The 18,647-nt window shown below is 66.0% G+C and carries 15 protein-coding genes; 5 read left to right on the forward strand and 10 right to left on the reverse strand.

The window, feature by feature from the left end:
- Positions 1–25: 25 nt before the first annotated feature.
- Positions 26–2,179, forward strand: a complete 2,154-nt coding sequence (locus ACE039_RS21325) for a phosphocholine-specific phospholipase C (RefSeq protein WP_485823266.1) — start codon at positions 26–28, stop codon at positions 2,177–2,179.
- Positions 2,180–2,264: 85 nt separating this feature from the next.
- Here ACE039_RS21325 and ACE039_RS21330 read toward each other — a convergent pair whose 3' ends face one another.
- The 7 genes from ACE039_RS21330 to ACE039_RS21360 all read right to left on the reverse strand — a co-directional run bounded on the left by ACE039_RS21330 (position 2,265) and on the right by ACE039_RS21360 (position 9,340).
- Positions 2,265–3,026 carry an ABC transporter ATP-binding protein gene (locus ACE039_RS21330; protein WP_105555133.1) on the reverse strand — a complete coding sequence of 254 codons (762 nt, stop codon included), beginning with the start codon at positions 3,024–3,026 and terminating at the stop codon, positions 2,265–2,267.
- A complete protein-coding gene (locus ACE039_RS21335) occupies positions 3,023–4,861 on the reverse strand; it encodes a branched-chain amino acid ABC transporter ATP-binding protein/permease (protein ID WP_105555134.1) in 1,839 nt (612 codons plus the stop codon). The genes ACE039_RS21330 and ACE039_RS21335 overlap by 4 nt, the downstream gene beginning before the upstream one ends.
- A 6-nt stretch (positions 4,862–4,867) precedes the next feature.
- Positions 4,868–5,905: a branched-chain amino acid ABC transporter permease gene (locus ACE039_RS21340; protein ID WP_313457562.1), complete on the reverse strand. Its 1,038-nt coding sequence runs from the start codon at positions 5,903–5,905 to the stop codon at positions 4,868–4,870.
- A 166-nt stretch (positions 5,906–6,071) separates the two neighbouring features.
- Positions 6,072–7,235, reverse strand: a complete 1,164-nt coding sequence (locus ACE039_RS21345) for an ABC transporter substrate-binding protein (protein WP_105555136.1) — start codon at positions 7,233–7,235, stop codon at positions 6,072–6,074.
- 236 nt (positions 7,236–7,471) lie between these two features.
- On the reverse strand, positions 7,472–8,029 hold the full coding sequence (locus ACE039_RS21350; RefSeq protein WP_105555137.1) for a biotin transporter BioY: 558 nt from the start codon (positions 8,027–8,029) through the stop codon (positions 7,472–7,474).
- Positions 8,030–8,069: 40 nt separating this feature from the next.
- Positions 8,070–8,666, reverse strand: a complete 597-nt coding sequence (locus ACE039_RS21355) for an energy-coupling factor transporter transmembrane component T family protein (RefSeq protein ID WP_485823267.1) — start codon at positions 8,664–8,666, stop codon at positions 8,070–8,072.
- Positions 8,663–9,340: an energy-coupling factor ABC transporter ATP-binding protein gene (locus ACE039_RS21360; protein ID WP_105555139.1), complete on the reverse strand. Its 678-nt coding sequence runs from the start codon at positions 9,338–9,340 to the stop codon at positions 8,663–8,665. Before ACE039_RS21360 ends, ACE039_RS21355 begins: the two co-directional genes overlap by 4 nt.
- A 52-nt stretch (positions 9,341–9,392) precedes the next feature.
- Here ACE039_RS21360 and msrB point away from each other — a divergent pair, with 52 nt between their 5' ends.
- The 4 genes from msrB to ACE039_RS21380 all read left to right on the forward strand — a co-directional run bounded on the left by msrB (position 9,393) and on the right by ACE039_RS21380 (position 11,500).
- Positions 9,393–9,791: a peptide-methionine (R)-S-oxide reductase MsrB gene (gene msrB, locus ACE039_RS21365; RefSeq protein ID WP_105555140.1), complete on the forward strand. Its 399-nt coding sequence runs from the start codon at positions 9,393–9,395 to the stop codon at positions 9,789–9,791.
- Positions 9,792–10,367: a septation protein A gene (locus ACE039_RS21370; RefSeq protein WP_105555141.1), complete on the forward strand. Its 576-nt coding sequence runs from the start codon at positions 9,792–9,794 to the stop codon at positions 10,365–10,367.
- A 69-nt stretch (positions 10,368–10,436) separates the two neighbouring features.
- Entirely contained in the window at positions 10,437–10,706 is a 270-nt protein-coding gene (locus ACE039_RS21375) for a BolA family protein (RefSeq protein ID WP_105555142.1), read from the forward strand.
- A gap of 17 nt (positions 10,707–10,723) precedes the next feature.
- The gene (locus ACE039_RS21380) at positions 10,724–11,500 is read left to right on the forward strand and encodes a peptidylprolyl isomerase (RefSeq protein ID WP_310032979.1); all 777 of its coding nucleotides are present in this window, start codon (positions 10,724–10,726) and stop codon (positions 11,498–11,500) included.
- A gap of 169 nt (positions 11,501–11,669) precedes the next feature.
- Here the strand turns inward: ACE039_RS21380 and ligA are convergent, their stop codons facing one another.
- Genes ligA through smc form a run of 3 tightly spaced genes read right to left on the reverse strand, consistent with a single transcriptional unit; the run spans position 11,670 to position 18,434 of the window.
- Positions 11,670–13,772: an NAD-dependent DNA ligase LigA gene (gene ligA / locus ACE039_RS21385; protein WP_485823268.1), complete on the reverse strand. Its 2,103-nt coding sequence runs from the start codon at positions 13,770–13,772 to the stop codon at positions 11,670–11,672.
- A complete protein-coding gene (locus ACE039_RS21390) occupies positions 13,772–14,854 on the reverse strand; it encodes a cell division protein ZipA C-terminal FtsZ-binding domain-containing protein (RefSeq protein WP_105555145.1) in 1,083 nt (360 codons plus the stop codon). The genes ligA and ACE039_RS21390 overlap by 1 nt, the downstream gene beginning before the upstream one ends.
- 46 nt (positions 14,855–14,900) lie before the next feature.
- The gene (gene smc / locus ACE039_RS21395) at positions 14,901–18,434 is read right to left on the reverse strand and encodes a chromosome segregation protein SMC (RefSeq protein ID WP_105555146.1); all 3,534 of its coding nucleotides are present in this window, start codon (positions 18,432–18,434) and stop codon (positions 14,901–14,903) included.
- Positions 18,435–18,647 lie beyond the last annotated feature (213 nt).

Below are 18,647 nucleotides of genomic sequence, written 5' to 3' on the forward strand. Positions count from 1 at the left end.
GCGTCGCATTCCAGGATGCCCACCCATGCAGACCCGACGCGACTTCCTGCGCAACAGCGCGACCCTGGCCGGCGCCGGCAGCGCACTGGCGCTGTTGCCGGCGTCCATCCGCCGCGCGCTGGCCATCCCCGCCAACCACCGCACCGGTACGATCCGCGACGTCGAGCACATCGTGATCTTCATGCAGGAGAACCGCTCGTTCGACCATTATTTCGGTGGCCTGGCGGGGGTGCGCGGCTTTGGCGACCGCTTTCCCATCCCTGTGCCGGACAGCCCCGACGCCCGCTGCCGCACCGTGTGGGCGCAATACAACGACAAGCCCGATGAAGGCGCGCCGCGCACCGTGCTGCCCTACCACCTGAACACGCGCGAAGCGTTCGAGACCTTGCGCGTCGCCAGCACGCCGCATACCTGGTCGAACGCGCAGGACGCCTGGGAAGCGGGCCGCATGGGCCGCTGGCCCGCTGCCAAGAAAAACCATTCGATGGCGTACTACACCGAGGCCGACATGCCTTTCCAGTACGCCATGGCGCGGGCTTTCACGGTCTGCGATGCCTATCATTGTTCGTTCACCGGCGGCACCAACACCAATCGGCTCTTCGTATGGAGCGGCACGAACGACGGCGCCGGGCGCGGCAATGGCCCCGCGCTGGGCAATGTCTATAACAAGCTCAAGGGCGGCGATCCCGCCCGCGCCTATACCTGGACCACCTATCCGGAACGTCTGGAAGCCGCAGGCGTCAGCTGGCGCATCTACCAGGACATGGCGGACAACTATTCGCTGAACCCCACCGCGGGGTTCAAGGCCTATCGCGATGCGTACCATGGCGTGCCGGGCGCGCTTGCCGCGCTGAAGGACAAGGCGTTGACCACGCGCGGCCTGGACCTGCTGCGCCAGGACGTACTGGACGGCACGTTGCCGCAAGTGTCGTGGATCTGCGCCACCAAGGCCGGCTCCGAGCATCCCAGCCCGTCCAGCCCCGCCCAAGGCGCAGACTACACGGCACGCGTACTGGACGCGCTGACCGCCAATCCCGAGGTCTGGAGCAAAACCGTCCTGCTGTTGATGTTCGACGAAAACGACGGCTTCTTCGATCACATGCCGCCGCCCGCCCCGCCATCGCGCGACGCCACCGGCGCACTGGCCGGCGCGTCCACAGTGGACACCCGCGGCGAATACCACGAGCTTGTCACTGGCGTGGAAAAGGATGACACGCCGGCGCATCTGCATGGCGTCTACGGGCTGGGGCCGCGCGTGCCCATGTATGTGCTGTCGCCGTGGACCAAGGGCGGCTGGGTCAATTCGCAAGTGTTCGACCACACGTCCGTGCTGCGCTTCGTCGAACAGCGCTTCGGGGTGGCCGAGCCGAACATATCGCCCTGGCGCCGCGCGGTCTGCGGCGACCTGACATCGGTCTTCGATTTCGCCAACCCGGATGAAGCCGACCTGCTGCGCGGCTTTCCGCCAACGGCCGAACGAGCGGCGCAGGCATCCGCCCTGCCCGGCACCGTGACGCCCCCCGCGCCGGCGCAACCGGCGCTGGCGCGCCAGCAACCCGGCACGCGCCCTTCCCGCGCGCTCCCTTACGCACTGCAGGCCCACGCCCGGGTGGACGGCGACCGCGTCACGCTGGCGTTTGAAAACACCGGCACGGCCGGCGCGGTGCTGCATGTCTATGACCGGCTGCACCTGGACCGTGGCCCGCGCCGCTATACCGTGGAGGCCGGCAAGCGGCTGGAGGGCGAGTGGCTGACGACGGGCGACGACGGCCGCTACGACCTGTGGGTACTGGGTCCGAACGGCTTCCATCGCCATTGCGCCGGACGGATCGCAGCCGGGGCGATGCCGCCGCTGGCGGTCACCGCGACCTATGCGGGGCCGGGCGCGTCTTTGCGGCTGTCGGTGCACAACCCCGGACCGCAGCCGCGCACGTTCCGCATCGAGGCCAATGCCTACGACTATCCGCCGCAGACCCACGCCGCGCTGGCGCCGGGTGAAGCCGTGGAACTGTCCTGGGACATGACCCGCACGGACGGCTGGTACGACGTCGCCGTGCAGGCGCCCGACGACGCCGCCTGGACGCGCCGGCTGGCCGGGCGCATCGAGACCGGCGCGCCCTCCACGTCCGACCCCGCAATGGGGCAGGCGCTGATGCTGCAATGGACGCCCTTGCCATGACGCCACCCGCCCCTTACGAAGGCGGCGTGACGTTCCAGTTCGGCGATACGCCGGAGCTGGCTCTACTTGCTACGGGCAAGACCGTTCAGGCCTGCTCCGCGCCCTTGCCCAGGCCCAGATAGCTTTCGATGACCTTCGGGTCGCCGGCCAGCTCGCGTGCCGGACCGTGCAGGATCACCTCGCCGGTTTCCAGCACATAGCCGTAGTCGGCCACTTGCAGGGCGGCTCGGGCGTTCTGCTCGACCAGCAGGATCGCCACGCCGGTTTCGCGCAACCGCGCGATGATGTGGAAGATCTCGCGCACGATGCGCGGCGCAAGCCCCAGGCTGGGCTCGTCCAGCATCAGCAGCGTGGGCTTGGCCATCAACGCGCGGCCCACTGCCAGCATCTGCCGTTCGCCGCCAGACAAGGTGCCGGCCTGCTGCGCGCGGCGTTCGCGCAAGCGCGGGAACAGGTCGAACACTTCGTTCAGCGTGTCGCGCCAGCCCGCCTCGCGCGCGCGGTAGCGGCGGAAACCGCCCAGCAGAAGATTGTCTTCCACGGACATGGTGCCGAACAGTTCGCGGCGTTCGGGCACCAGCGACATGCCCGCCGCCACGCGGCGTTCCACCTGCCAGGCGGACACGTCGGTGCCCGCGTACTGCACGGTGCCGGCCGAATGGCCGGTCTGCGGCAACGAACCCATCACGGCGTTCAACATGGTGGATTTGCCGGCGCCGTTGGCGCCGATCACGGTCACGATGCTGCCGGCGGGCACGGTCAGGGTGGCGCCCACCAGCGCGCCGACCTTGCCGTAGCGAGCGGACAGGTTGCTGACTTCCAGGACGGGAGATTGGGTGGCGCTCATTGCACACCTCCGGCCGACACCGGCTTGGCCTGATCGGCCTCTGGCAGGTCGTCGTCGATGCCGCCCAGATAGGCTTCCAGCACGGCCGGGTTCTTTTGCACATCGGCCGGCACGCCTTCGGCCAGCTTGGTGCCGAAATCCATCACCACCAGGTGGTTGGTCAGGCGCATCACAAAATCCATATCGTGTTCGACAAGCAGAATGCTCATGCCTTCCGCGCGCAGTTGTTCCAGCACGCGCGCCAGGTCCTGCTTTTCCTTGTAGCGCAGGCCGGCGGCGGGTTCGTCCAGCAGCAGCAGCACGGGATCGGACGCCAGGGCGCGCGCGATTTCCAGGATGCGTTGCTGGCCCAGCGCCAGGTTGCCCGCCTGCTCATAAAGGTATTCGCCCAGGCCCACCCGCTTGATCTGCTGGGCGGCCTCGTGCAGCAACTGCGCCTCGCGGGCGCGGTCCGAATGCAATGCCCCTGCCAGCACGCCGACATCCGAGCGCAAGTGCGCGCCCAGCGCCACGTTTTCCAGCACGGTCATGCCGGGCAGCAATTGCACGTGCTGGAAGGTGCGTCCGACGCCCAGCTTGGCGATCTCGCGCGCCGAGCGGTTGTCGATGCGCTGGCCCATGAACGTGACCTTGCCGCGCGTCACCGGCAGCACGCCGCTGATCAGGTTGAACGTGGTGCTCTTGCCGGCGCCGTTGGGGCCGATCAGGCCCATGATTTCGCCCGAACTGACCTTGAAGGTGATGTCATTGACCGCGACCAGACCGCCGAATTCCTTGCGGATGGCGTCCACTTCCAGCACCACCTGCCCCGCCTGCGGACGTTCACGCGTGGGCAAGGCGGGCGCGGGCGCCGGCGGCGCCAGATTGCGGCGCGAGCCGTCCGCGCCGGTGAGGCTGCCCCACCAGCCCGCCAGGATCGGCCACAGGCCGTTACGGGCGTATTGCAGCATCAGGATCAGCAGCACGCCGAAGACGATCATTTCGAAGTTGGCGTTGGTGTCCAGCAGCTTGGGCAGCCAGTTCTGCAACTGGTCCTTCAGCACCAGGATGACGCTGGAGCCCAGCAATGCGCCCCAGACGTAACCCGCGCCGCCCACGACCGCCATGAACAGGTATTCGATACCGTAGTTCACGCCGAAGGGGCTGGGGCTGACGGCACGCTGCATATGCGCGTAGAGCCAGCCCGAAATGCAGGCCAGCAACGCCGCCCAGACGAAGATCACGACCTTGTACGCGGCGGTGTTCACGCCCATGGACTCGGCCATGCCGGCACCGCTCTTCAGGGCACGGATGGCGCGGCCGGGCCGCGAATTCAGCAGGTTGCGCGTAGCCCACAGCGCCAGCAGCACGAAGACCCAGATCAGGTAATAGATGTGGCGGCCATTGGCCAGCGACATGCCGAAGATGCTGATGGGTTCGATGCCGGCGATGCCGTCGTGCTTGCCCAGCCAGTCGATGTTGCCGAAGAGGAAATACAGCGACAGGCCCCAGGCGATGGTGCCCAGCGGCAGGTAATGGCCAGACAGGCGCAAGGTGATCGCGCCCAGCAGATACGCCACCACGGCGGTCAGCACCAGGCCCGCGGGCAGCGCCAGCCACGGCGACACGTCATATTGCGTGGTCAGGAAAGCGGTGGTGTATGCGCCCAGGCCCACGAACGCGGCCTGGCCGAACGAGGTCAGGCCGCCTACCCCGGTCAGCAATACCAGGCCCAGCACGACCAGGCTGGCCAGCCCGATGTAATTGAGTTGCGTCACCCAGAATTCGGGCGTGACCGGCACCAGCGGCAGGCCCACCAGGACGACGAGGAATACGACAAGCAGAATGCGGTTCATGGCGGTTTACTCCTCTTCGTCCACGTGATGGGTGCTGAACGAACGCCAGACCAGAACCGGGATAATCAAGGTGAAGACGATCACTTCCTTGTAGGCGCTGGCCCAGAAGGACGAGAAGGATTCCAGCACGCCCACCAGCAGCGAGCCGGCAGCCGCCACGGGGTAGCTGGCCAGGCCGCCGATGATGGCGCCCACGAAGCCCTTCAGGCCGATCAGGAAACCGGTGTCGTAGTACACCGTGGTGATCGGCGCGATCAGCATGCCGGACATGGCACCGATCGCGGTGGCCAGCGTGAACGTCAGGCTGCCCGACATGGTGGTGCTGATGCCGACCAGGCGCGCGCCGCGGCGGTTGACGGCGGTGGCGCGCAGCGCGCGGCCATACAGCGTCTTGCCGAAGAACAGCCACAAGGCAACGATCAGCAACGCGCAGGTCGCAACCACGAATAGGCTTTGCGCGGACCAGGTCATGAAGCCCAGGTCGACTTGTCCGCTGACGAATGCCGGCGTGCGCCAGCCTTCCGCGCCAAAGAACACCAGCGCCAGGCCGGTCAGCGCGAAGTGCACCGCGACCGAGACGATCAGCAGGACCAGCACGGTGGCTTCAGCCAGGGGTTGATAGACGATGCGATAGACCATCGGGCCCATCGGGATCACCAGCAACAGCGTCAGCAGCATGTTCAGCCACAACGAGTTCTCGGGTCCGGTGTAGCTCTTGGTAAGCCACAGCAGGGCCAGCGGCAGAACCACGCAGGTGACCAGCGATTTGGGCAGGCCGGCGAAACTGCGGGTGCGCACGGCGCGCAGCAGTTCAAGCGCCAGGCACACGGCGCCCAGCAGCGGCAGCAGATAAGCGGTGCCGGGCACCTTGCCGTCCACCAGCATGGCCAGGGTCAAGGCGCCAAACGCCACGAACTCGCCCTGGGGAATGAAAATGACGCGCGTAACGGCGAAAACCAGCACCAGAGCCATGCCCAGGAGGGCATAGATGGCGCCGTTGACGACACCGTCTTGCAGCAGGATCAGCGCAATTGAGGAATCCATCTAACAACCTTATTGATTCTTGGTGTCCCGGCCCCACCCGGGACACTGATACGACACACCGGCCGGAAAGGCCGGTGCGAAGCATTGCTCGGGTGCCGCAAGGCAAACGCCGGTTACTGGCGTTTACCCCGCGTGGCGCACCCGTGGATCGGGCAATCCTGGGAAATTACAGGCCGGGCTGATAGACCCACTTGCCGCCTTCGACCTTGACGATGACGCGCGAACGCTCGTCAAAGCCGGCGTGGTCGGTGGGCGACATGTTGAACACGCCTTGCGACGCAGCCAGGTCCTTCACGCCTTCCAGCGCGTCGCGCATGGCGGCACGGAATTCCGGCGTGCCGGGCTTGGCGCCCGACTTCAGCGCCACGGGCAAGGCCGCCACGACCAGCTGGCCGGCGTCCCACATGTGGCCGCCAAACGTGTTGGTCGAGCCGGCGCCGTTAGCCTTCTCGTAGGTCTCGACGTAAGCCAGGGCCGACTTCTTGACCGGGTTGGAATCGGGCAGTTGAGCCGCCACCAGCAGCGGGCCGGCCGGCAGGAGCATGCCGTCGCAATCCTTGCCGCAGACGCGCAGCACGTCGTTGTTGGCGGCGCCGTGGGTTTGATAGATGGTGCCGCCGAAATTGCGGGCCTTCAGTTCCTTTTGCGGCAGGGCCGACGGCGTGCCGGCGCCGGCGATCAGGATGGCGTCGGGCTTTGCGCCGACCAGCTTCAAGACCTGCCCCGTCACGCTGGTGTCGGTGCGGCTGTATTTTTCGATGGCGACGATCTCGATGCCCTTGGCCTTCGCGGCCTTTTGCATCACGTCCAGCCAGCCGTCGCCGTAGGCGTCGGCAAAACCGATGAAGCCCAGCGTCTTGACCTTGGACTTTGCCATGGCATCAGCCAGGGCGCCGGCCATCAGCGCGTCGTTCTGCGGGGTCTTGAAGACCCAGCGGCGCTTGTCGTCCACGGGTTCGACGATCTTGGCGCTGGCGGCCACGCTGATCATCGGCACCTTGGCTTCGGCGGCCACGTCCACCATGGCCAGCGAACCCGGCGTCACGGACGTGCCGATCAGCACGTCGACCTTGTCGTCCGAGGCCAGCTTGCGCGAGTTCTTGACGGCTTGCGTCGTGTCGGTGGCATCGTCCAGGACGATCCATTCGATCTTCTGGCCGGCCACTTCCTTGGGCAGCAGTGCCACGGTGTTGCGCTCGGGAATACCCAGCGACGCGGCGGGGCCGGTGCTGGAGACCGTCACGCCCACCTTGACCTGCGCACTCGCCAGGAGGGGCAGAGTCAGGGCTACGGCGGCAGCCGCCGCGGACAAGCCGAAGTGCTTGCGCATATTTTTGTCTCCTGTGGTGGCTCTTATGTGCCTCGATTGAGGCGAAGCGAGCCTAGTTAAAGTTATACAGAAAAAAATATTATAGGGTTAAAACAGTATCAAATGACTTCCCGCAACTACGGTAAATCCCTGATGTGCTACGGAAACCTTGTTTTAGCGAACGCATTTGTTAATGGCGAACTTGTACTAGAAAAGCTTTCGGCGCGTCAGTTGGGGGATTCCCTGTGCCGGCCGCCTTACCGTCCCAGCATCGGCCACACGCGTTCCACCCGCGAGGCGACCCACGCGGCCACGACGGCCTTGACCAGATCGCCCGGCAGGAACACCGCCACCGCCATCGCCGCCTTGGGCAGGCCCATCTTGGTCACGGACGCCAGCCACGGCACGCCGAAGGCATACACCACGGCGATTCCGCCCACGACGCAGGCGGCCACATAACCGGCCAACCCCGTCCAGGTCCCCGTGGCGCGGCTTGCCAGGCGGCGCGCCAGCCAGCCCGTGACGAAAGCGCCTGCCACAAGCCCGATCAGGAACCCGCCCGTGGGACCGAAGAAAGCGCCCAGTCCGCCGCGGCCGCCGGGCAGGACAGGCAGGCCAATGGCCGCCAGCGCCAGATACAGCAAGCAGGCCAGCGCGCCACGCACGGGCCCCAGCATCGCGCCAGCCAGCATGGCGCCAAGCGTCTGCAGCGTAATGGGCACCGGAATGCCGGGCAGCGGGATCGGCGGCATCAAGCTCAGCACGACAATCAGCGCCGCGAACAGCGCGATCAGCACGGTGTTATTGGATTTCATGGTTTTCCCCTCTACGGAATCAAGGCAGTACGCGCCGCCATCATGGGCTGCGCGCGTCGATGGCTTCGGCCACTTCCTGGGCGCGCTTCAAGGTCAGGACGATCAAGGGCACGATCAGCGCCACGGGATGGGCCCCCAGCCCGCGCGCGGCTTGCGCTTCGCGAATTTCTTGAAAGTTGCGCCAGATCTCGGGCACGAAACGCAGGGCCAACGCCAGCGCCAGCGCGACCTTGCCAGCATCCACCAGACCGATGCGCTCGAACGGCGTCAGCGCTCGTTCGCAGACGGTAATCAGGTCGGAGGTCCGGGTGGACAGCGTCACCGCCAGCGCCAACCCCACCATCGCCCCCACGCGCAGCACCACGGCCAGCGCTTCAAGCCAGCCCTGGAACCACCCGGTGAACAGCGCCACGGCCAGCAGCACCCAAAGCAGCCCGCGCGTCTGCCGCCAGACGGCGGCGGCGGTCACGCCCGTCGACCCGGTCAGCCCCACGGCAACGGCAAACGCCAGCGCCAGCCAGCGGGGGTCGCGCAGCATGAACAACCCGGCCCCGGCCGCGACCAGCACCGCCAGCTTCAGCCAGGCCGGCAGCCGGTGCAACGGCGTCTGGCCGGCGACATATAGGGGCTCCATCATGCGCAGTGCTCCCGGTACCAGCGCAGGGCGGCGGCAGGCGTGTCGTCCGCGGCGATGCCGCCGTCACGCACGACCAACACGCGGTCGAACGCTTCCAGCAATTCCAGATCGTGGCTGACGACAATGGCGTCATGGGGCAATGCGGCGATGGCGTCGCGCACCCGATTGCGGTTGCGCAGGTCCAACTGGGTCGTGGGCTCGTCGAAGACGATCAGCGCCGGCTCCATCACCAGCACCGCCGCCAGGGCCACAAGCTGGCGCTCGCCCCCCGACAGCGTGTGGCTCGTGCGGTCCGCCAGATGGCCCACGCCCAGCGCACCCAGTTGGGATTCGATGCGGGTTTCGCGCAGCGCCTTGTCGGGTTCCAGGCGCTTCAGCCCGAACGCCAGGTCTTCCCGCACGATGGGAAAAACGATCTGGTTTTCAGGGTTCTGGAAGACGAAGCCGACCCGCTGGCGCACGGCCTTCAGATCTTTCCGGGTATCCAGCCCGTCGACGCGGACGCTGCCGGCGGACGGCAGCACCAGGCCGTTGACCAGCCGCGCCAGCGTGCTTTTGCCGGCGCCGTTGGGGCCGACGATGCCGACGCGGCGTTCGGCCAGGGTCACGCTCACCCCGCGCAGCACTTCCGCCTGGGGCGTGGACACTACCGCCTGGTCAAACTCGATTAACATGGGGCGGGATTATGCCCGAACCATTTCGGGCATCGGGACTCCAAGAGCTCATATGGAAAAAGTACGCAAAACCGACGCCGAATGGCGCGCACAGCTTTCCCCCGAAGAATACGTGGTCACCCGCGAAAAGGGTACCGAACGCGCATTCACCGGGCGTTACTGGAATACCACCACGCCGGGCATCTACCGCTGCGTGGGCTGTGGCACGGCCCTCTTCGCATCCGACACCAAATTCGACGCCGGCTGTGGGTGGCCCAGCTACTTCCAGGCACTCGACCCGGAACTGGTCCGCGAAGAGCGCGACACGACCCACGGCATGGTGCGCACCGAAGTGCTGTGCAACGTCTGCGATTCGCACCTTGGCCACGTCTTCCCCGACGGCCCTCCGCCCACCGGGCTGCGCTATTGCATCAATTCCCTGTCGATGACGTTTGAACCCATAGAAGACTGAATGAAGAAGTTTCTGTTCGACCTGTTCCCGCTGTTCCTGTTCTTCATTGCCTACCGGTACACGGATATCTTCATCGCCACCGGCGTCGCGATGGCGGCGGCCGTGCTGCAGATCATCTGGCTGAAAGCCACGGGCCGCCCCACCGAGGCCATGCACTGGATCAACCTGACGGTCATCCTGGTCTTCGGCGGCGCCACGATCTGGTTGCACAGCGACGTCTTCATCAAGTGGAAACCCACGGTGCTGTATTGGCTCTTCGGCGGCGCGCTGCTGTTCGCCCGCCTGCTGTTCGGCCGCAACCTGATCCGCCGCCTGATGGAAAAGCAGATCCAGTTGCCCGATACCGCCTGGGACAAGCTGAACCTGGTCTGGGCCGGGTTCTTCCTCATCGCGGGCGCCCTGAACCTGTATGTGGCGTTCTCCGGCCATTTCACCGAATCGCAATGGGTCAGTTTCAAGGCCTTCGGCCTGATGGGCCTGATGGTCGTGTTCGTGATCGGCCAATCGGTATGGTTGGGCAAACACATCCAGACCGACGAAAACGCCAGCTCCGGCACCCCGCCGAGCAAGCCCTGATCCGCCAGACGGCCCTATCATCGGCGTGCCCGCCCCCGGGCGGCGCGCCGGAACTTACACACTGCCGCCATGTCAGACAACACCGACCGCATCGCCCTGATCCGGGAGCGCCTAGCCGCCCTGGAACCCCTTACCCTGGACATTCTGGACGACTCGCATTTGCATGCCGGCCACGAAGGCAGTAAAAACGGCGCCGGCCACTATCGCGTGCACATCGTTGCGTCTTGCTTTGCAGGGCTCTCCGCCGTAGCGCGACATAGGCTGGTGTATCATCATTTGCAAGATTTGATCCCCTATCCGATTCATGCGCTTGCGCTAGATGCCCAGGCTCCCAAATAGAAAGTCAAAGGATATTCATGAAACGCATCGTCATGCTGGCTGCGGCCTGCGTCATCGCCGTGCCTGCTTTCGCGCAAAACGTGGCAACCGTCAACGGTAAGGCCATTCCGCAGAAGAACCTGGATCAATTCGTCAAGCTGCTGGTCAGCCAGGGCGCGACCGATTCGCCGCAACTGCGCGAACAGGTCAAGCAGGAAATGATCAACCGCCAGATCTTCGTGCAAGCCGCCGAATCCAGCGGCATTGCCAAGCAAGCCGACGTTCAGACGGAAGTCGAACTGGCCCGCCAAGGCATCCTGGTCCGCGCCCTGATGGCCGACTACCTGGCCAAGAATCCCGTGTCGGACGCCAAGGTCACGGCGGAATACGACAAGATCAAGAAAGAACAAGCTGGCAAGATGGAATACAAGGTCCGTCACATCCTCGTCGAAGACGAGAAGACGGCCAATGACCTGCTGGCCCAGATCAAGGGCAACAAGGGCAAGTTCGACGATCTGGCCAAGAAAAACTCGAAGGACCCCGGCAGCGCCGAAAAGGGTGGCGATCTGGGTTGGGCTCCCCCGACCAACTACGTCCAGCCGTTCGCGCAAGCCGTGACCCAGCTGAAGAAGGGCCAATTGGTCGACAAGCCGGTGCAAACCCAGTTCGGCTGGCACATCATCATGGTCGACGACACCCGTCCGGTCGAATTCCCGCCGCTGGATCAGGTGCGTCCGCAACTGGAAGAAATGCTGCGCCAGCAAACCCTGGCCGACTACCAGAAGCAACTGCGCGACAAGGCCAAGATTCAGTAAGCCTGCGCCAGACACAAAACTGCCCGCCCTTGCGGGCAGTTTTTTTTTGCCGCGCGATAGCGCCGCCCCAAGACAAGAACCGCCCTCCCTTGGGGCAGCAAGCGCCCAAAAAAAACTGCACGCCTCGGGCATGCAGTTTTTTCGTTTCCCGGGGGCAGACCGCCGGGCCCTAAGACATGCCCAGCAGGGCCTTCAGCGCGTCTTCGTCCAGCACCGTCACGCCCAGTTCCTGCGCCTTGGTCAGCTTGCTGCCGGCCTCTTCACCGGCCACCAGATACGCGGTCTTCTTCGACACCGAGCCGCTGACCTTGCCGCCAGCGGCCTGGATGTGCATCGAGGCCTCTTCGCGCGTCCAGTTGGGCAGCGTGCCCGTCAGCACAAACGTCTTGCCCGCCAGCGTCGTGCCTTGCGGCACGGCTTCGGCCACCGGGTTCACGCCCTGCGCCTTCAGTTGTTCGATCACATCGCGGTTGTGCTGCTCGGCAAAGAAGCGGCGAATGGACGCCGCCACCACCGGGCCCACGTCGGGCACCGAAGACAGGGCGTCTTCGTCCGCGTCCATGATCGCGTCGATGCTGCCGAAATGCCGGGCGACATCACGGGCGGTCGTTTCGCCCACGTGGCGGATACCCAACGCGAACAGTAAACGGCCCAAGCCCGGCTCGCGCGCCTTTTCGATGGCGGCCACCAGGTTGTCGGCGGACTTCTGGCCCATGCGGTCCAGCCCCACCAGTTCCAGCGGCCGCAGGCTATACAGGTCAGCCAGCGTCTTGACGCGACCGCTGTCGACCAACTGGTCCACGAGCTTTTCGCCCAAGCCTTCGATATCCAGCGCCTTGCGGCTGGCCGCATGCCACAGGGTCTGCTTGCGCTGCGCCCCACAGAACAGGCCGCCGGTGCAGCGCGCGATGGTTTCGTCTTCCAGCCTTTCGATGGCCGACCCGCAGACGGGGCAAGCCGTCGGCATGACGAATTCCCGGGCATCATCCGGCCGTTTTTCAAGCACCGGCCCCAGCACCTCGGGAATCACGTCGCCGGCGCGGCGCACGATGACCGTGTCGCCGATTCGCACGTCCTTGCGGCGGATCTCGTCTTCGTTGTGCAGCGTGGCGTTGGTCACGGTGACGCCGCCCACGAACACGGGCTTCAGGCGCGCCACCGGGGTGATCGCACCGGTGCGGCCGACCTGCACCTCGATATCCAGCAACGTCGTCGTGGCCTCTTCGGCGGCGAACTTGTGCGCCAGCGCGAAACGCGGCGCGCGCGCCACAAAGCCCAGCACCTTCTGGGCCGGCAGCGAATCCACCTTGTAGACCACGCCATCGATGTCGTAGGGCAGGGTCGCGCGCATCGCGCCCACCTTGGCATAAAAGGCCATCAGCCCTTCGGCGCCCGTGGCCCGATGGTTATGCATCAGGTTGACCGGCAGGCCCAGCTCGTGCAGCCATGCCAGCATCGCGCCGTGCGATTTTTCGGGCAGCAGCGACGCTTGGCCGGCACCGGCCGACGCCTCGTCGAACAGGCCGCTCTGCGCGCCGGGCAGGCCTTGGACCTCGCCCCAGCCGTAGGCGAAAAAGCGCAACGGCCGCTTGGCCGTGATGCGCGGGTCCAGCTGGCGCAGGCTGCCGGCGGCCGCGTTGCGCGGGTTGACGAACACTTTCTCGTCGCGCTTGGCCTGGGCCACGTTCAGTTTTTCGAAGTCGGCGCGGTTCATCAGGACTTCGCCGCGCACTTCCAGCACCTCGGGCGCGCCATCCTTCAATTGCAGCGGAATCGCCTTGATCGTGCGAATGTTGGACGTGACGTCCTCGCCCGTCTGGCCATCGCCGCGCGTGGCTGCCTGCACCAGGCGGCCGTCTTCGTAGCGCAGGCTGATCGCCAGGCCATCCAGCTTCAGCTCACAGAAATAATCGGCCTGTTGCGCCGGGCCCAACAGGCCCGCGCCGCGCAACGTATCCGTCACGCGGCGATCAAAGGCCGTGACCTCTTCTTCGTCGAATGCGTTGTTCAGCGACAGCATGGGCACGGCGTGGCGCACCGCGCCGAACGCCGAAACCGGTGCGGCGCCCACGCGCTGCGTAGGCGACTCCGGCGTGACGAGTTCGGGGTGCTCGGCCTCCAGGGCTTCAAGCTGGCGCATCAAGCCGTCGTACTCGGCGTCCGAAACCGTGGGTTCGTCGTAGACGTAATAGCGGACGTTGTGCTGTTCAAGCTCTGCGCGCAAGCGCGCCGCGGCCTTGGCCGCGTCTTCCCCACCGGACGCGCTGCTCATTAAGCGAACACCCGTTGAGCGCGCTCGCTTCCGGCGGGCAGGCCCGCTTGTTCGAGCTGTTCGAACAGCACTTGCAGCCGTTCGTCGATGACCGTCTCCGACCCCTCGGCAAGCGGTTTGCCTTGGTCGTCGACCAGTTCGGCACGCAAGCGCGCCGCCAGGTCGCGGCCCACATCGACCATGCGGCCAAAGGCGCGGCTGTCCGCCGGCGCGCAAGGCACGTCCAGCAGCAAGTACAGGCGTTCGATGCCGCCCATTCCGGCGTCAAAGGCGGCGCCGTCGGCACGCGACAGCGTGAACCGGGTCGCGCCATTCTCGGCCGGCCAGGCAAGGCGATTGCCTTCGGCCACGAAACCCGTATCACGGGCGACGGACAGGACTTCGGCGGCCGGCTGGGCGGTGCCCAGCATCAGGGTCAGGCCGACCTGGGTATCCAGGGCGGCGCAGGTATCGTCCAGACGGGCGCCCTGCTCCAGCACGGCTTGCTGGTCGGGGCCTTCGATCGTGGCGTCGAAGCGTTCAGCCATGTCTTGCGCACGGGCCCAGGCTTGCGACCATTCGATGGCGGTCAGCGGACCGCTGCGGTTGGCCAGCAACACGGCCAGTTGCATCGACGCATAGGTTTCGCCGGCATGGACGCGGGCACGATGACGGCGCTGGTCGGTTTCGGCGAACACGCGCATCGGCTTGCGGCCAACATGGCGCAGGCTTTGCATGTACGGCAGCAGGTCGGCACCGCGAACCGGTTCCGCGAAGTTGATCTCGATGACCACTTCGCAGGCGGGATCGGGTTCCTCGGTGTCGTCGGCATCGCTGCCCGGGTCTACCGGTGCCGGCTGGCCTTCCTTGCGCGGTGCGTCGCCACCCATGCCGGGCTCGCGGCGGGAAACCGCCCCGGAGGCCGTGGTCGCAGCGCCCGCCGCGGCCGCAGCCGCGCCGCCCAGCAGGGGATCCTGCTCGGAGGTGGGGAAATGGCTCTGCATCTTGCGCCGGACGCGCCGGTCCTGCCACCAGTTGAACCCCAGCACCAGCAGTATCAGCAAGACGCCCAGGGCAATCAGCCCGATCTGCAAATCACTCATGTGTAAATCCCGCGCCAACAGGGCGGCGCCTTTCTAAATATTGGGTTTATGCCGCTTCGGAGGCCATCATCTGCACGGCCGAATCTATATCTACCGCAACGATACGCGAAACCCCTTGCTCTTGCATGGTTACCCCGATCAGTTGCTTGGCCATCTGCATGGCGATCTTGTTGTGCGAGATGAACAGGAACTGCGTTTGCTCGCTCATGCTGGCGACAAGATTCGCATAACGTTCCGTGTTCGCATCGTCCAGTGGCGCGTCCACCTCGTCCAGCAGGCAGAACGGCGCCGGGTTCAGCTTGAACAGCGCGAACACCAGCGCGGTCGCGGTCAGGGCCTTTTCGCCGCCCGACAGCAGGTGAATCGTGCTGTTGCGCTTGCCCGGAGGCTGCGCCATCACCTGCACGCCGGCGTCCAGGATTTCCTCGCCAGTCATGCTGAGCTTGGCCTCGCCCCCGCCGAACAGCTTGGGGAAGAGCTCGCCAAAGTGGCCGTTCACGACGTTGAACGTCTCTTGCAGCAGTTCGCGGGTCTCGCGGTCGATCTTGCGGATGGCGTCTTCCAGGGTCTCGATGGCGGTCATCAAGTCCTGGTGTTGCGAATCCAGGAAGCCTTTGCGTTCGCGCGACGTGTTCAGTTCGTCCAGCGCCGCCAGGTTGACCGAGCCCAACGACTCGATCTGGCGCGAAATGCGCCCCACTTCCTGCTGCAGCCAGCTGGCGCGGCGCCATTCGTCGGGCGCGTTGGCCAAGTCCTGGGCCAGCGCTTCGCGGTCGACTTCGCGGGCGTTCAACTGTTCGGTGAACTGTTCCTCGGCCAGGCGGGCCGCCTGTTCCTGCAACTGCAATTCCATGATGCGCGCCCGGCGCGGTTCCAGCGTTTGCTCTTGCTGCTGCCGGTCTTCGTCGGCGCCGCGCAACAACGCCGACAGGTTTTCCATTTCCTGGCGGGCGCGGGACAGCGCTTCCTCGCGTTCGGCACGCGCTTCCAGAGCATCCTGCAAGCCGGCCTGGGACGCGGACGCATCCAGCTCGGCCAGATCGCCCATCAGTTGTTCAAGTTCAACCGCGCCGCGCTGGCTCTGGTCGGCCGCCAACTGCTGGTTGCGTTGCAGGTCGGTGATGCGGACCTGGATGCCGCGCTCGGCGAACTCGGCCTCCTGGGCCGCACGTTCCAGTTCACGCAGGCGCGTGCGGGCCGCCTCGGCTTGGGCGGCCAGCGTTTCGCCGTCGATCTCGGCGTCGGCGAAACGGGATTGGTGTTCGGCCAGCTCTTCGTCCAGGGTTTCGAAGCGGGCTTCGGCCTCTTCGCGCGTGGCAAGCAGGTCTTCTTCCTGCACCTTGATTTCTTCAAGGTCCTGCCGCAAGCGCGACGCGCGTTCGCCGGATTGTTCGGCCTGCTGCTGCAGCCGCGAGTGTTCCAGCTGGATGTCGTGCACCCGGCGCGTGACCTCGGCCACGCGGGTGCGCGCCGGCGCGATGGCCTGGGACACCTGCTGCCAGGCCGCTTCGGCGCGGGCGACCGCGGCGCGCGCCTGGTCGGCGATCAGTTGCTGGGCTTTGATTTCGCGCTGCAGGTTTTCGATTTCCTGCTGGCGGGCCAGGAGGCCGGCCTGCTCGGAGTCCGGCGCGTAGAAGCGCACGCTGTGCGCGTCGACCAGATGGCCGGCCTTGACCACGCAGGCACCGCCGGCGGGCAAGGATGCCCGCATGGCCAGAGCCTGGGTTACGTCGGTCGCGGTGTAGACACCGGCCAGCCACTCGTTCAGAAGCGTGCGCAGGTCGGGATCGGTAATGCGCAACAGGCTGGCCAGCGGCGTCAGGCCGGCGGGTGCCGCCGGCGCCGGCGCGGCGACGGGCAACTGGTAGAACGCCAGGCGAGCCGGTGGCGCATCTTCGGCAAAGGCGCGGGCCCAGTCCAGGTTGCGCACTTCCATCGACGCCATGCGTTCGCGCAGCGCCGCTTCAAGCGCGGTTTCCCAGCCTGGCTCGACATGCAGCTTCTGCCACAGGCGCGACAGGCCGGCGAGCTCGTGCTTGGCCAGCCAGGGCTCCAGCGCCCCCTGCTTTTGCACGTCTTCCTGCAATTTCACCAGCGCCGACAGGCGGGCTTCCAGGCGCGCCAGATTCTGCGCGTCGGTCTGGGCGGCGGCCTGGGCGCGACTGCGCTCGGCGTCCGCTTCCGGCACCCGGCCTTCCAGCGTGGCCAGTTCTTCCTGGGCTTCTTGCAGTTGGTCTTCGCCCGCAAGGCGGTCACCGGCCAGTTGTTCCAGACGCACGGGGTCCGGGGCGTGCAGTTCGCGCAGTTCCTGTTGCAGACGCTCGCGGCGCTGCTCCAGGACCTGCATCTGGCGGTCGGCGTCGCGCTGGGTCTGAGCGACCAGCGCCAGGTTCTGCTCGACGCGGGCCAGCGCGGCACGCATTTCGTCGCGGCCGGATGCGGCCTCGCGCACGCGCTGTTCGACCGAAGGCAGGCCGGCCTGGGCATCTTCAGCCGTGGCGCGCGCCTCTTCGGTGCGGGCGGCGGCGGTGGCCAGGTCGTCTTCGGCCTGGGCGATCTGTTCCGTGCAATGTTCGCGTTGGCTGGTCCATTCCGCGATCTGCTGCTGCAGTTGGTCGCGGCGCGACTGGAGGCGATTGCGGGAATCGACCACGTGGCGGATCTCGGCCTCCAGGCGGCTGACCTGGGCGTTGGCCTCGTACAGCGCGCCCTGGGCGGTGTGGACCGCGTCGCTGGCGGCGTAATGCGCCTGGCGCCGGGATTCCAGCGCGGCTTCGCCCGCCCGCAGGCCGGCGATGGCGGCTTCCAGCTCGTTCTGGGCCTGCGCCATTTCCTGGACTTTCTTGGCGCGCTCCTCGCGCGCCCCGGTTTCCTTCAGGAACCACAACGCATGCTGCTTCTTTTCGCCGTCGGCCTGGAGTTCGCGGTAGCGCGTGGCCACTTCGGCCTGCGCTTCCAGCTTTTCCAGCTGGCTATTCAGTTCACGCAGGATGTCTTCGACGCGGGTCAGGTTCTCGCGCGTGTCGGACAGGCGGTTTTCGGTCTCGCGGCGACGTTCCTTGTAGCGCGACACCCCGGCCGCTTCTTCCAGGAATACCCGCAGTTCTTCAGGGCGCGCCTCGATCAGGCGGTTGATCATGCCCTGGCCGATGATGGCGTAGCCCCGCGCGCCCAGGCCGGTGCCCAGGAAGATGTCGTGGATGTCGCGGCGCCGGACCTGCTGGTTATTGACGAAATAGCTGCTGGTGCCGTCCCGGGTCAGAACGCGGCGCACGGCGATTTCGGCGTAGGTGCTCCATTGGCCGGCGGCGCGCCCTTCGCTGTTGTCGAACACCATTTCCACCGAGGCCCGGGCGGCCGGCTTGCGGTGGCCGGAGCCGTTGAAAATGACGTCCTGCATGGACTCGCCGCGCAGCTCGGAGGCCTTGGCCTCGCCCAGCACCCAGCGTACTGCGTCAATGATGTTCGATTTTCCGCAGCCGTTGGGACCCACCACGCCGACCAGTTGGCTGGGCACGGGGATCACGGTGGGATCAACGAAGGACTTGAAGCCGGCGAGTTTTAGCTGAGTAAGACGCACAGTACGATGACGACGGGGTGGGTTGAACGAAAGGCGTTAACGGACCTGCCGCACAGATTGCAAACCGGCCCGTCAAGGGCCGGCTCACATATGGGTCGTATGATACCGCAGGCAGTCTGTCCCTAAACGTTAGCAACGGTCAACCCGCGGGCAAACGCTCAATAGCGCGCGTCCACGCTCCGGCTATACTCCCTGACACTTTTTGGCACGACA

Source organism: Achromobacter maghribensis, assembly GCF_057334215.1.

Bases quoted from the DNA above. Each gene is read 5' to 3' on its own strand.
- ACE039_RS21325 (WP_485823266.1), top strand. From the start codon at position 26: ATGCAGACCCGACGCGACTTCCTGCGCAACAGCGCGACCCTGGCCGGC.
- ACE039_RS21370 (WP_105555141.1), top strand. From the start codon at position 9,792: ATGAAGAAGTTTCTGTTCGACCTGTTCCCGCTGTTCCTGTTCTTCATT.
- ACE039_RS21360 (WP_105555139.1), bottom strand. From the start codon at position 9,340: ATGTTAATCGAGTTTGACCAGGCGGTAGTGTCCACGCCCCAGGCGGAA.
- ACE039_RS21350 (WP_105555137.1), bottom strand. From the start codon at position 8,029: ATGAAATCCAATAACACCGTGCTGATCGCGCTGTTCGCGGCGCTGATT.
- ACE039_RS21375 (WP_105555142.1), top strand. From the start codon at position 10,437: ATGTCAGACAACACCGACCGCATCGCCCTGATCCGGGAGCGCCTAGCC.
- ACE039_RS21345 (WP_105555136.1), bottom strand. From the start codon at position 7,235: ATGCGCAAGCACTTCGGCTTGTCCGCGGCGGCTGCCGCCGTAGCCCTG.
- ACE039_RS21390 (WP_105555145.1), bottom strand. From the start codon at position 14,854: ATGAGTGATTTGCAGATCGGGCTGATTGCCCTGGGCGTCTTGCTGATA.
- ACE039_RS21335 (WP_105555134.1), bottom strand. From the start codon at position 4,861: ATGAACCGCATTCTGCTTGTCGTATTCCTCGTCGTCCTGGTGGGCCTG.
- ACE039_RS21330 (WP_105555133.1), bottom strand. From the start codon at position 3,026: ATGAGCGCCACCCAATCTCCCGTCCTGGAAGTCAGCAACCTGTCCGCT.
- ACE039_RS21355 (WP_485823267.1), bottom strand. From the start codon at position 8,666: ATGATGGAGCCCCTATATGTCGCCGGCCAGACGCCGTTGCACCGGCTG.
- ACE039_RS21340 (WP_313457562.1), bottom strand. From the start codon at position 5,905: ATGGATTCCTCAATTGCGCTGATCCTGCTGCAAGACGGTGTCGTCAAC.
- ligA (WP_485823268.1), bottom strand. From the start codon at position 13,772: ATGAGCAGCGCGTCCGGTGGGGAAGACGCGGCCAAGGCCGCGGCGCGC.
- ACE039_RS21380 (WP_310032979.1), top strand. From the start codon at position 10,724: ATGAAACGCATCGTCATGCTGGCTGCGGCCTGCGTCATCGCCGTGCCT.
- msrB (WP_105555140.1), top strand. From the start codon at position 9,393: ATGGAAAAAGTACGCAAAACCGACGCCGAATGGCGCGCACAGCTTTCC.